Origin of the sequence: Janthinobacterium lividum (assembly GCF_034424625.1) — a bacterium.
In the GTDB taxonomy this organism is placed as follows: domain Bacteria; phylum Pseudomonadota; class Gammaproteobacteria; order Burkholderiales; family Burkholderiaceae_D; genus Janthinobacterium; species Janthinobacterium lividum.
This window is the reverse complement of the sequence record NZ_CP139976.1, coordinates 2,754,373-2,766,725: the sequence shown is the minus strand read 5'-3', so window position 1 is coordinate 2,766,725 and position 12,353 is coordinate 2,754,373. Positions and strand designations below refer to the sequence as shown.

Genomic DNA, 12,353 nt, shown 5'->3' with positions numbered 1-12,353 from the left:
TTAAAAAAAGTGGCCGATGGCAAACGATGCCGCGTACGCTTCCGGCGCGCTGCCGTCCCACACGACGCCGTCGCACAGGGTCGAGCTGCGCAGCGGTGAAGCGGGCAAGGGCGTGGCCGTCATTTCCGCCGCCTGGCGGTACAGGTCGATGCGGTTGACTTGCCTTGCCACCGCCAGGTAATCGGGTTCGTCGCGCAGCAGGCCCCAGCGCCGGTGCTGGGTCATGAACCACATGCCGTCGGACAGATAGGGAAAATTGACGGCGCCGGCGCCATAAAACCTCAAGCCGTGCGCCTCGTCCCAGGTCTTGCCCAGGCCATCCTGATAGTGGCCGAGAATGCGCGGCGCCAGCGTTTCCTGCGGCGTATTCAAGTAAGCGGGCTCGGCCAGAATGGCCGCCATGGCCAGCCGGTTGGCATCGGTGGCGTCGATCCAGCGCCCCGCCTCGAGCACGGCGGCGATCAGGGCGCGGCAGCTGTTCGGATGCTGCTGCGCAAACGCGGCGCTGGTGCCCAGCACCTTGCCCGGATGGTCGGGCCAGATGGCGCCGCTGGTGGTGGCTGTCACGCCGACGCCATCGACGATGGCCTTGTAGCCCCATGGTTCCCCGGCGCAAAAGCCATCCATCTGGCCCGCGCGCAAGGCGGCCACCATCTGCGACGGCGGCACCGTCATCACGCGCGCGTCGCGCAGCGGGTCGATGCCATGCGCAGCCAGCCAGTATTGCAGCAGCATCGCGTGGTTGCCGGTCGGGAAAGTATGCGCAAACGCAAATGGCCGCGCCGCGCCGCGCATGTGCCGCGCCAGTGTGGCGCCATCGTGGGCACCCTCGCGCGCCAGCGCCGCCGACAGGGTGACGGCCTGGCCGCTGTGATTGAGGTTCATCAGCACGGCCATGTCGTGCTGTTGTCCGCCGATGCCCATCTGCACGCCATACACGAGGCCATACAACACGTGGGCAACGTCGAGTTCACCGCTATTCAATTTGTCGCGCACGCCGGCCCACGACATCTCGCGGCTCAGTTCGATCTTGATGCCGTATTTTTCATCCAGGCCCAGCTTTGACGCCATCACCAGCGAGGCGCAATCGGCCAGCGGCAGATAGCCGATGCGTATCGTCTGTTTTTCCGGCTGCAGGGACCGCATCATCTGGGCACCATGTCCCGCCTCTTTGCCCGCTTGCTCTGTCATACCATTCCTTGCTGATAAGTACTGTTTTTCCGCGCCACCGTGGGCAAGGCTCTCCCCTTCCAGCAGCAAGGACCGTGCCTGTGCACGTCCCGTCCAGGGAGGCTGGAAACGCACCGAAATGGTGCGCTGCACCAGCATGTATCAGGAAATGGACGATTCATCCCAGCAAGTCCTCCACGTCGAGGATACGCTGGGCAATTTCCGCCAGTTTGAGTTTCTTGTTCATGGCCATGCTGCGCAAGCGCTGGTAAGCCTGCTCTTCCGTCAAGCCGTGATGCGTCATCAACAGGCCCTTGGCCCGCTCGATCACCTTGCGCTCGAGCAGCTTGTGCCGCGTGTCAAGTAATTCGGCGCGCAATTTTTCTTCCTGGCGAAAGCGCGCCAGGGCCACATTCAGCACGGGTTGAATGCGCTCGGCCTGCAAGCCGGCCACGATATAGGCGGACACGCCGGCCGCCATGGCCGCGTCAATGCTGGCCGTGGCGCCGTCTTCGGTAAAGAGTACGATGGGGCGGCGCTCATCACGCGTGGCAATGACGATGTGTTCGAGTACGTCGCGCGCATCCGATTCGGCGTCAATGATGATGAGGTCGGGCTGCAACTGGGCGATACGTTCGGGAAGGTAGAGGTCGGCTGGCAGGGAGGCGACGATGTCATACCCCGATTCAAGCAAACCGATGCGCAAGGCGTTGCCACGCTGCACCTGGGCCGCCAATGCCGCATTCTCGTGCACGCCGTGCTCGACAATAGTGTTGACGACAACAATGCGCAATGGCTGGGTACGGCTGGACGTCATGGAGGGCTATCTGCAATGGCTAAACACAACCATTGCAGTAAGCAAGAAACGAACCAGATAGCGCTAGCGCCCCTTACTTCAATGTCGGCATGGCAAATTCGGCACCGGCAGCCGTGGAAGCGGGCCAGCGCTGCGTCACCGCCTTCTGCTTCGTGTAGAACCGCACGGATTCCGGACCATGCGCGTGGTGGTCGCCGAACAGGCTGCGCTTCCAGCCGCCGAAGCTGTGGAAGGCCATCGGCACGGGGATCGGCACATTGACTCCGACCATCCCCACCTGCACCCGGTGCGTGTATTCGCGCGCCGTATTCCCATCGCGCGTGTAGATCGCCGTACCATTGCCGTATTCATGCGCATTGACGAGGTCCAGCGCGGTGGCAAAATCGGGCACGCGCACGATGCACAGCACGGGGCCAAAGATTTCTTCCTTGTAGATCGTCATCTCCGGCGTGACGTGGTCGAACAGGCTGCCGCCGAGGAAAAAGCCGTTTTCGTGGCCTGGCAACACGAAACCGCGCCCGTCACTGACCAACTTGGCACCTTCCTTGACGCCCGTGGCGATATAGCCGGCAATCTTCTCCTTGTGCACTTGCGTGACCACAGGACCCATTTCCGCTGTTAAATCCATGCCCTGCGTAATCTTGAGGGCGGCGATGCGCGGCACCAGCGCCTCGACCAGCTGGTCTGCCACATTGCCCACCGCCACCACCACGGAAATAGCCATGCAGCGCTCGCCGGCCGAGCCGAAGGCGGCGCCCATCAGGGCATCGACGGTTTGCGGAATATCCGCGTCCGGCATGACCACCATGTGGTTTTTCGCGCCGCCCAGCGCCTGCACGCGCTTGCCCTGCGCGCAGCCGGTGGCGTAGATATATTCGGCGATCGGCGTGGAACCGACAAAGCTGACGGCGCGCACGTCCGGGTGATGCAACAAGCCATCGACGGCTTCCTTGTCGCCCTGCACCACGTTGAAGACGCCATCGGGCAAACCCGCATCCGTCAACAGCTGCGCCAGCAGCAGGCTGGCCGACGGGTCGCGTTCCGACGGCTTTAATACGAAGGTATTGCCGCAGGCAATTGCCATCGGGAACATCCACATCGGCACCATCACGGGAAAATTGAAGGGCGTGATGCCGACGCACACGCCGAGCGCCTGGCGGATCGACCAGGCGTCGATGCCGCCGGCCACCTGCTCCGAATACTCCCCCTTCATCATTTGCGGGATGCCGCAGGCAAATTCCACTACTTCGATGCCACGCGTCACTTCCCCTTTGGCATCCGTGAACACTTTGCCGTGCTCTGCCGTGATCAGGGCGGCCAATTGATCCGAGTGCTCTTCCAGCAATTCCTTGAACTTGAACATCACGCGGGCGCGGCGCAGGGGCGAGGTTTGCGACCAGGCGGGAAACGCCGCATGGGCGGCGGCCACGGCCGCGTTCAATTCGGAAGGCGTCGCCAGCGCCACCTTCGCCGTCACGGCGCCCGTGGCGGGATTGAAGACGTCGCTCATGCGCTCGGAGCGCGAAGCCATCGGGTTGCCACCGATAAAGTGGCCGATCTGTTGCGTTGTCATTGGAGTTCCTTATTTGCTATTCATCAGCCACTCATGGGCCGGATCATTTTTAAAGTGCCACACGCGTTTCGGGCCGGCCATCACGTTCAGGTAATACCCATCGTAGCCATACGGCACGGTCACGGGGTGGTAGCCCCTGGGCACCATCACCACGTCGTGGTTTTCCACGGCCATGGCTTCATCGATGGAACGGTCATCCGTGTAGACCCGCTGGAAGGCAAATCCCTGTTCCGGGTTCAGGCGGTGGTAATAGGTTTCCTCGAGCGAACTCTCCAGCGGCACATTGTCGCTGTCGTGTTTATGCGGCGGATAGCTCGACGAATGGCCGGATGGCGTCACGACCTCCACCACCAGCAAGCCGTCGGCCTCGGCCGTCTGCGGCAGGATGTCGCACACATAACGCGTGTTGGCACCCTTGCCGCGCACGGAGCGCGTCATGGACGATGGCTCGATCAGGCGTGCCGGACGCTGGGTCGTGGCCGGTGCGCTGCACAGGGCCACTTCCGCGTTGCTCACCGCCGTGATGCTGACCTTGGTTTCCAATGGGACATACACGGCATACGGCGAGCGGTCCTCAAAGACGCTTTGGCGCTTGCCGATCTCGCGCCATTCCTGCCCGTCCGCCTTGACGGTGACCGTGCCCGTCAGCACGACGATGCACAGTTCGCGGCTGCCTGTCTCCAGGTTCAATGACTCGCCCGCTTGAAGCCGGTGCGCGGCAAAGCCCACATGCGTCCAGCCGGCCGACTCGGGCGTCACCTCGACGATGGCGGAACCCGGTCGGGCCTTCACCAACAGCGGGCTCATGCCGCCTCCCGGCCCAGGCGGGGAATCGCATCGACCAGACGTGCCAGGTAATCGTGGCCCATCTTCGCGTATTCGTAGCTGGGCGCAACGGCCGGGTCTTGCTCCGCTTCCACTACCAGCCAGCCTTCGTAGCCATGCAGATACAGCCGCGTCAGGATGGCCGGGAAGTCGATGCTGCCGTCGCCCGGCACGCTGAAGGCGCCATTGATGACGGCCTGCAGGAAACTCCAGTGGCCATTGCGGGCCAGTTTCACCACATTCGGGCGCACGTCCTTGCAATGCACGTGGCAAATGCGATCGATATGTTTATTCAGCACCGCCAGCGCATCGCCGCCGGCAAAGGTGATATGACCGGTATCAAACAACAAGCCCACTTCCGGCCCCGTCAAGGCCATCAATTGGTCCACATCGGCCGGCGTTTCCACGTAAGCGCCCATGTGATGGTGATAGGCCAGGCGTACTCCATGCGCCAGCAGGTGGGCGGCAAAGGCCGTCAATTTGTTTGCATATTCCTGCCATTGCTGCTGCGACTGGAAACGGGGGCGCTTATACAGGGCGCGCGCTTCACCCTGGATGGCGTCGGCCACTTCGCCGTAGACCATCACGGTGGCGCCGCTGTCCGCCAGCAAACGCAGATGCGATGCCACTGCGGCGATCTCTTCCTCGACAGAGCGGTGCGCCAGGCGCCCCGAATACCAGCCGGAGACACACGCCAGGCCATACTTGCCCAGCACGGCGTTCAGGGACGGGGCGTCTTTCGGAAACTTGTTGCCCAGCTCAAAGCCCACGTAGCCGATCTCGGCGCCTTCCTTGAGGGCCGTTTCCAGCGGGGTTTCTCCCCCCAGCGACGGCAAATCGTCGTTCATCCACGAGATCGGGTTGATGCCGATCTTCACATTCCATGTCGGTGCGTTCATTTTTGTTGTCCTTGGCGGTCAAGTTCATAACGGGCGCGCGCAAGCTGCACGCCGGGCTGGGTGGAGACCTCGGGCACGGCCACTTCCCACCAGCAACCACCCTCTTCGGTCGTGCGCGTGTCGTCCGTATCGATGCAGATCAGATACGTGCGGCTGGCTCCCCGGGCGCGCAGCATCGCCTGTTCCAGTTCGGCAATCGAGCCCACATGTTCGGACAGCGCGCCCAGCGATTGCGCATGCAGGGCAAAGTCGATATGCGGCGCGCTATCGGGCAACATATTGTTGAACGAAGCATTGCCGCACGCCTGCTGCAGGCGGTTGATGCAGCCATAGCCCCGGTTGTCGAGCACGACGATGATGAGTTTTTTATCGAGCATGACGGAAGTGGCAATTTCCGAATTCATCATCAGATAGCTGCCGTCGCCCACCATGACGATGACCTCCGCTGCCGGTTTCGCCATCTTGACGCCGAGGCCGCCGGCGATTTCATAGCCCATGCACGAATAGCCGTATTCCATGTGGTAGCCGCCTGGCGTCGACGTGCGCCACAGCTTGTGCAGTTCGGCCGGCAGAGTCCCCGCCGCGCAGACGACGATGTCGCGGCTGGTGGAATCGGGAGCGGAACGCTGCACGGCGCCGATGACTTCGCCGTCGTACGGCAAGCCGGCCACCTCGCGCTTGCCGGTGATGGCGGCCACCGTCGCGCGCCAGGCCTTGCCCGCCTGCTGCGCGCAGTCCATCCATTGCCCCGCGCTGTTCCAGCTGCCGAGCAGCCGCGACAGGCCTTGCAAGCCCAGCGTCGCGTCCGCCTGCAAGCCCAGGCCACGACGTTTCAGCACGTCAAAACTGTTGACGTTCAAGCTGACCAGCTGCGCCTGCGCAAACAGGGAATTCGAGCCGGTGGTGAAATCCTGCAGGCGCGTGCCGATGGCCAGCACCACGTCCGCCTCCGCCGCCAGCGCGTTCGCGGCAGGCGAGCCCGTCACGCCGATGGCGCCCAGCTGCAGCGGATGGTCCCACGGCAAGGCGCTCTTGCCCGCCTGGGTTTCCGCCACGGGAATGCCATGGCGCTCGGCAAACGCCTGCAAGGCGGCGCTGGCCTGGCCGTACAGCACGCCGCCGCCAGCCACGATCAGCGGCTGCTTGGCGTTTTTCAACAGCGACACCGCTTCTTCCAGCTCCTGCTCGACAGGCGGCAAGGCGCGGAAACGCACGACTCTCGGTTCGAAAAAGCTGGCAGGATAGTCATACGCCATCGTTTGCACGTCTTGCGGCAAAGATAAAGTGACGGGGCCGCAGGCGGCCGGGTCCGTCAAGGCGGCGATGGCACGCGGCAAGGCGGTGAGCAATTGCTCCGGATAGACGATGCGGTCGAAATAACGCGATAAAGGTTTGAAGGCATCATTCACCGAGACACTGCCGTCCGAGGCATCTTCCAGCTGCTGCAGCACGGGATCGGGTGCGCGCGAGACGAATACGTCGCCGGGCAGCAAGAGCACGGGCAAGCGATTCACGTGCGCCAGGGCGGCGGCCGTCAGCAAGTTGGTGGCGCCGGGACCGATGGAACTGGTCACCGCCATCATGCGCCGGCGCATGTGCGCTTTTGCGTAAGCGATGGCCGCGTGCGCCATCGCCTGCTCGTTGTGGGCGCGGTAGGTGGGAAATTGTTCGCGGTACTGGTACAGCGCTTCGCCCAATCCCGCCACGTTGCCGTGGCCAAAGATGGCGAAGGCGCCGCCGAACAAAGGTTCGCCCCCTTCCACCCGCAAGGCGGCCAGATAGCGCACCAGCGCCTGCGCCATGGTCAATCTGATCGTGGCGCTCATGCTGCACGCTCCAGGCGGTTGCGCGTACGCTGCCACAGGGCGATGAGCTGCTCGAAGTTGGCGCGCACTGCAGCGATCAGGCCCGCATCGTCGAGTTCGCCCGCCAGCCAGCGGCGGCTCGGTTCCTGGAAGATGGTGCGGCCCACCATGAAGCCGCGGCACGTCGTGCTGGCACTGGCTTGCTCAAAACTGTCGGCCAGGGCGGCAATCGGCGCGTTCAAACCCAGCAGGACGACGCCACGGCAATACGGATCGCGCTCATGCACGAGGGCATCGATGGCTTGCCATTGTTGGGCAGACATACTTTCCAGCTTCCACCATTCCGGGTAAATACCCAGGTTGTACAGGCGCTTGACGGCACGCAAGACCGTGTCGTCGCCGTGCGGCAAGGCTTCCGACGGTATCACTTCCAGCAACAGTTCGTGACCGCTCACTTGCGCCGCGTCGTACAGGGCCTTGATCTGCGCTTCCTGTTCCAGGCGGTTTTCCACGGCATCGTCCGGGTGCAGCTGCACCAGGCACTTGATCACGTGCTCCTTGGGCCAGCTGAGCAGGTGCGAGCCGATGGAGCGGCCCCAGTCGAATTGCAGCGGGTTTGATCCCGGCAATTCCACGGGGCGGCCGATCCACCAGCCACGTCCCGTCGCATCATTGAGGGCATCGACGCCATAGCGGCCATCGATCAGCACGCCAGTCTTGCCGGCCAGCTGCAAGGCCGTTTCCGTCTGCGCCACGGCTTGCACCATCAATTGCTTCAGGGCCGCAATGGCGGACTCGGGTGCGCCCGTCTGTTGCGCCAGCTCAAAGAATTGCGTGCGGTGGTCAAAGGCAAACACGCACAGCTCATTCCACTCCTTGCGCGCTACCGTCGTGCGGTGCAGACGGGACAAGGTCGCGTCCTGGTCCGGCTGCGTCAGTCTGGCCGCGTTGGCCAGGAAATAGTCGAGCTCGACGGGCGAAGGCATGGCCGGCGCGCAACCGTGGCGCGACACGACCAAGGCGCCGCAGCCATTCGCGTAGCGGCAGCACGCTTCGTAATCCTCGCCGCGCAGCCAGCCTTTCAGAAAGCCCGAGAGAAACGCGTCGCCCGCGCCCAGCACGTTCAATACTTCCACGCGCACGCCACGGTAGTTATACGCGTCATCGAGGCTGTGCGGCACCACATTGTCGATGACGGCGCTGCCCAGCGGCCCGCGCTTGACGACGAGGGTCGCCAGGGTGGCGGACCGCACGGCGCGCAGGGACGCCATGATATCGGCGCCGCCACCGGCGATCATGAATTCCTCTTCCGTGCCGACGATCAAGTCGAACTGCGGCAAGATGCTTTGCAGATGTTTGGTGACGCCTTCGTTCGAGACGAAACGCGTTTCGCCGTCCGCCTTGCCCGACAAGCCCCACAGCACGGGCCGGTAATCGATGTCGAGCACGGTGCGCACATTGCTGGCGCGGGCCAATGTAAGGGCCTGCGTGCTGACGGCGTGCATGGCGGCCGTGGAGAAATGCGTGCCAGTGATCAACAGCGCCTTGCTCGAGCCAATGAAGGCCGCATCCACCGAAGATGCTTCGATGGCCATGTCGGCGCAATTTTCACGGTAGAAAATCAGCGGAAACGTGTTTTTATCCTTGATGCCCAGCATCACCAGGGCCGTCAGGCGGTCGCGGTCGATGCCGACATGGCTGACGTCGCAACCCTCTTTCGACAAGGTGTCGGTGAGGAAACGCCCCATGTGATCGTCGCCCACCTTCGACAGCATGGCGGACTTCAAGCCCAGGCGCGCCGTGCCGAAGGCGATGTTCGCCGACGAGCCGCCCAGGTATTTGGCAAAGCTGGTCGCGTCTTCCAGGGTGCTGCCGATCTGCTGCGCGTACAGGTCCACCGCCAGGCGGCCCAGGCAGATCACGTCCAGCGCTCGCCCCTGGGCAAATTGTGTGGAATTATTCATGGCTATCCTTAAATCGTGACACCGTCGAGTTCACTCATCAGCGTTTGCATTTCCGCGCCGCCCGCCATCATGTCCAGCAAGGCATCCTTGGTCACCGTATCCTTGGTGAAGGTGCCCAGCGACTTGCCCCGGTTCAATAAAGTGAACGAGTCGCCGACCGGATACGCATGGTGCACATTATGCGTAATAAAGATCACGGAAATGCCCCGCTCGCGCGCCTTGTAAATCAGTTTCAATACATTGAACGATTGCTTGACGCCCAGGGCGGCCGTCGGCTCGTCGAGGATCAGCACGCGGGCGCCGAAATGGATGGCGCGGGCGATGGCCAGGCACTGCTTTTCGCCGCCCGACATGGTGCCGATGGCCTGGTGCGGGTCGCGCACCATGATGCCCATCTCGGCCAGCTTGTCGCGCGCCGTGTCGGCCGCATAGTCGATATCCATCACGGGCACCAGGCCCAGCAGCTTTTTCATCGGCTCGCGGCCCATGAAGAAATTGCGCGCCACGGACAGCAGCGGCACCAGCGCCAGGTCCTGGTAGACGGTGGCCACGCCCATGTCCAGCGCTTCGCTGGGCGAATTGAAGACGACGGGCTTGCCATCGACCAGGTACTGGCCATCGGTCGGTTTGTGCACACCGGCCAGGGTCTTGATCAAAGTCGACTTGCCGGCGCCGTTGTCGCCCAGCAAACAATGCACCTCCCCCTCGCGCAAGCGCATGGTGATGTTTTGCAGGGCCAGCACGGAGCCGAAACGCTTGCTGACATTTTCCAGGGCAAGAATATGCTCGCTCATGATTTATCTCGCTTCCGTGACGCGTGAGCGTACAAAGTTATTGAACAGCACCGCGATCAGCAGCATCACGCCGAGGAACACGCGGAACCAGTCCGAATTGATGTTGGTATAAGTGATGCCGATCTGCACCACGCCGAAGATCAGCGCGCCGAAGCAGGCGCCGACGACGGAACCGTAGCCGCCCGTCAGCAAGGCACCACCGATCACGGCCGCGATGATGGCTTCAAATTCCTTTTGCATGCCGCGGTCGGCGGCGGCCGAACCCACGTCGCATACTTGCAAGGTGGCAAACAGGCAGGCACAGAAGGCCGTGAAGACGAACAGCGAGATCTTGACCTTGCGCACCGGCACGCCCACGTTCTTGGCCGCGTTGGCGTCGCCGCCCACGGCAAACATCCAGTTGCCGAAGCGGGTACGCGACAACACGAATGCCGCGCCGGCAGCCAGCACCAGCCACCAGGCGATGACTTTCGGAATGCCTTTCACCAGCGGCGAGCCGTCGTCGAGCACGGCGATCCAGCCATGCGCGCCCATCCACTGGAACAGGCCCGTCGCCACATTGCCGTGGAACAGCAGGCTGGCCAGCCAGTCCTGCGCCGCCAGGTCGCCCACGCCGCTGACGATGGTGCGGTTGGCAAACATGATCGACAGGGCCAGCGTCAGGCCGCGCAGGATGAACAGGAACGCCAGGGTAACGATGAACGATGGCAAGCGCGTCTTGATGACGATGTAGCCGTTGAGCCAGCCCAGCGCCATGGAACCGGCGAAAGCGAACAGGATGGCGGCCCACAATGGCCAGTGGAAATAGATCGTCGGAATGGCGATCATCATGCCGGCAAAGCCAATCATGGAACCGATCGACAGGTCGAATTCACCGGCGATCATCAACAGGCAGGCGCCGATGGCGATGATGCCCAGGTAGGATGCCACTTGCATCCAGTTGACGACGCCATCGAGATTGAACATGCCGGAATCGCCGGCCGTGATGACGAAGAAGGCAAACACGAGCACCGCGCCGGAAATCGAGGCGAATTCGGGGCGGCCAAAAAACCGTTTGACCCAGCTGGTCGTGCCCACGCGCTCGTCGGCGGCGGCAACTGGCTTGCTGGAGGCGCCGGGAGGCGGAGGAGGATACTTGCCGGGGCTAGCCAGGCTGGATTTGAGCGCAGTCATACGATGTCCTTTCAGTGATACTTGTTACCAATTCCAATTACTTTCCTGCCAGCATCGCTGGCGCCAGGCGTGTTCCACCCATGCGCCGCCCGCGGGAGGCGGTGCGGCGCTGGGCAACTCCCGGTGGCGACTGTGTGGATTAGCGGTATTGGCCGGCGTATTTTTCGACCTTGGAGATATTTTCCTTGGTCACGAAACCGGGGCCTGAGCTGATGTGGCGTGGGCCGTAGATGGGCGTCAGGCCGTATTCCGCCAGGCGCGCCTGGTATTTCGGATTGGCGATCAGGATTTCCTTGACCTTGGCCAGGTCAGTGATCTTTTGCTGTTTCATGATGGCCATCACGGCGACAGGAATGTAACCTTGCAGGTAGGGCTGCTGGTCGATCGCGAACTGGATGCTGCCATCCTTGATGCCCTTGGCGATTTCTTCCGACAAGTCAAAGCTGGCGAAATACATCTTGCCTTTCAAGCCCAGCTTCTCGACGGCGCGCATGGCGGCCGGCGCCGAATCCGGTCCCAGCGCCAGCACGGCCTGGGTCTTCGGATTGCTGCGCAGATAAGCGCTGACCTTGCTTTCGATCACGCCAGGGTCGACGCCATTGGTGTCGAGCGTGGACGATTTGAAGTCGACGCCGAGCGCATCGGCAAAACCGCGGCAGCGTTCGAACGACGAGGCATTCATCGCATAGTGATTCACGCACACGAACGACTTGATGCCCGCCTCCTTGGCGCGCTTGCCGGCGCCCAGGCCCGCGTCATATTCGGGCTGGCCCACGTGCATGATGGCTTTCAGCTGCTCGCTTTGCGCGATGGTGCCCGAATTGATGGTCACGAGCATGATTTTCTTGGCCACTACCGTACCCAGCGGTTTTTGCAGCACGCTGAAGTCGGCGATATCGGCGATCAAGCCATCGTAATTGCGCGCGGCCGACTGCTCGATCAGGCGCGCCATGTCGGCCAGGTCGCCATTCGGCGGATTGCGGTAGTCGACGGACACGTTGAAGTCTTCACCGGCTTGCTTGATGGCGTTCTTGATGGTGTTCCACCAGGAATCGGAGTCCGGCGCGTGGCTGACCATGACGAATTTCTCGCCGGCAGCATGGCTGGCGCCCGTGCTCAAACCCAGGCTCAGGCCCAGGCTGGCGATGGCCAGGCACTTCATCAAACCCTTGCTTTTATTGCTATGCATGAATGTCTCCTAGACGGATTAATTTTTATAGTTGCGAGCTTTTATGAAGGGTGTCACCGGTCTGGCCTTGCGGCACACGAACCGATGCACTGCGCACAGCTTAGGCCACAAAAAAGACAAATGCAATAAAATTTTCAAAATAAA

General features: G+C 62.4%; 10 protein-coding genes. All 10 read right to left on the bottom strand.

What is annotated here, in order from left to right; all coding sequences use genetic code 11:
• Window positions 1-1,191: a CmpA/NrtA family ABC transporter substrate-binding protein gene (locus U0004_RS12605; RefSeq protein ID WP_070253651.1), complete on the bottom strand. Its 1,191-nt coding sequence runs from the start codon at window positions 1,189-1,191 to the stop codon at window positions 1-3.
• 157 nt (window positions 1,192-1,348) lie between these two features.
• Entirely contained in the window at window positions 1,349-1,987 is a 639-nt protein-coding gene (locus U0004_RS12600) for an ANTAR domain-containing response regulator (RefSeq protein WP_034777888.1), read from the bottom strand.
• Between the two features lie 73 nt (window positions 1,988-2,060).
• The gene (locus U0004_RS12595) at window positions 2,061-3,560 is read right to left on the bottom strand and encodes a CoA-acylating methylmalonate-semialdehyde dehydrogenase (RefSeq protein ID WP_034777890.1); all 1,500 of its coding nucleotides are present in this window, start codon (window positions 3,558-3,560) and stop codon (window positions 2,061-2,063) included.
• 9 nt (window positions 3,561-3,569) lie between these two features.
• Window positions 3,570-4,367, bottom strand: a complete 798-nt coding sequence (gene iolB / locus U0004_RS12590) for a 5-deoxy-glucuronate isomerase (RefSeq protein ID WP_070253652.1) — start codon at window positions 4,365-4,367, stop codon at window positions 3,570-3,572.
• Window positions 4,364-5,284 (bottom strand): myo-inosose-2 dehydratase, encoded by a 921-nt coding sequence (gene iolE / locus U0004_RS12585; RefSeq protein ID WP_070253653.1) that lies wholly within the window; start codon window positions 5,282-5,284, stop codon window positions 4,364-4,366. Before iolE ends, iolB begins: the two co-directional genes overlap by 4 nt.
• Window positions 5,281-7,110, bottom strand: a complete 1,830-nt coding sequence (gene iolD, locus U0004_RS12580) for a 3D-(3,5/4)-trihydroxycyclohexane-1,2-dione acylhydrolase (decyclizing) (protein WP_070253654.1) — start codon at window positions 7,108-7,110, stop codon at window positions 5,281-5,283. The genes iolE and iolD overlap by 4 nt, the downstream gene beginning before the upstream one ends.
• Window positions 7,107-9,053 carry a bifunctional 5-dehydro-2-deoxygluconokinase/5-dehydro-2-deoxyphosphogluconate aldolase gene (locus tag U0004_RS12575; protein WP_070253655.1) on the bottom strand — a complete coding sequence of 649 codons (1,947 nt, stop codon included), beginning with the start codon at window positions 9,051-9,053 and terminating at the stop codon, window positions 7,107-7,109. The genes iolD and U0004_RS12575 overlap by 4 nt, the downstream gene beginning before the upstream one ends.
• An 8-nt stretch (window positions 9,054-9,061) precedes the next feature.
• Window positions 9,062-9,847, bottom strand: coding sequence for an ATP-binding cassette domain-containing protein (locus U0004_RS12570; RefSeq protein ID WP_034777901.1), 786 nt, complete (start codon window positions 9,845-9,847; stop codon window positions 9,062-9,064).
• Between the two features lie 3 nt (window positions 9,848-9,850).
• Window positions 9,851-11,020: an ABC transporter permease gene (locus U0004_RS12565; protein WP_034777904.1), complete on the bottom strand. Its 1,170-nt coding sequence runs from the start codon at window positions 11,018-11,020 to the stop codon at window positions 9,851-9,853.
• Window positions 11,021-11,159: 139 nt separating this feature from the next.
• Entirely contained in the window at window positions 11,160-12,209 is a 1,050-nt protein-coding gene (locus tag U0004_RS12560) for a sugar ABC transporter substrate-binding protein (RefSeq protein ID WP_034757655.1), read from the bottom strand.
• Between the last annotated feature and the right edge of the window lie 144 nt (window positions 12,210-12,353).

What these genes read in the sequence shown, in the direction of transcription:
- U0004_RS12605 (WP_070253651.1), bottom strand. Translation starts at nt 1,191, where the DNA reads ATGACAGAGCAAGCGGGCAAAGAGGCGGGACATGGTGCCCAGATGATG.
- U0004_RS12600 (WP_034777888.1), bottom strand. Translation starts at nt 1,987, where the DNA reads ATGACGTCCAGCCGTACCCAGCCATTGCGCATTGTTGTCGTCAACACT.
- U0004_RS12595 (WP_034777890.1), bottom strand. Translation starts at nt 3,560, where the DNA reads ATGACAACGCAACAGATCGGCCACTTTATCGGTGGCAACCCGATGGCT.
- iolB (WP_070253652.1), bottom strand. Translation starts at nt 4,367, where the DNA reads ATGAGCCCGCTGTTGGTGAAGGCCCGACCGGGTTCCGCCATCGTCGAG.
- iolE (WP_070253653.1), bottom strand. Translation starts at nt 5,284, where the DNA reads ATGAACGCACCGACATGGAATGTGAAGATCGGCATCAACCCGATCTCG.
- iolD (WP_070253654.1), bottom strand. Translation starts at nt 7,110, where the DNA reads ATGAGCGCCACGATCAGATTGACCATGGCGCAGGCGCTGGTGCGCTAT.
- U0004_RS12575 (WP_070253655.1), bottom strand. Translation starts at nt 9,053, where the DNA reads ATGAATAATTCCACACAATTTGCCCAGGGGCGAGCGCTGGACGTGATC.
- U0004_RS12570 (WP_034777901.1), bottom strand. Translation starts at nt 9,847, where the DNA reads ATGAGCGAGCATATTCTTGCCCTGGAAAATGTCAGCAAGCGTTTCGGC.
- U0004_RS12565 (WP_034777904.1), bottom strand. Translation starts at nt 11,020, where the DNA reads ATGACTGCGCTCAAATCCAGCCTGGCTAGCCCCGGCAAGTATCCTCCT.
- U0004_RS12560 (WP_034757655.1), bottom strand. Translation starts at nt 12,209, where the DNA reads ATGCATAGCAATAAAAGCAAGGGTTTGATGAAGTGCCTGGCCATCGCC.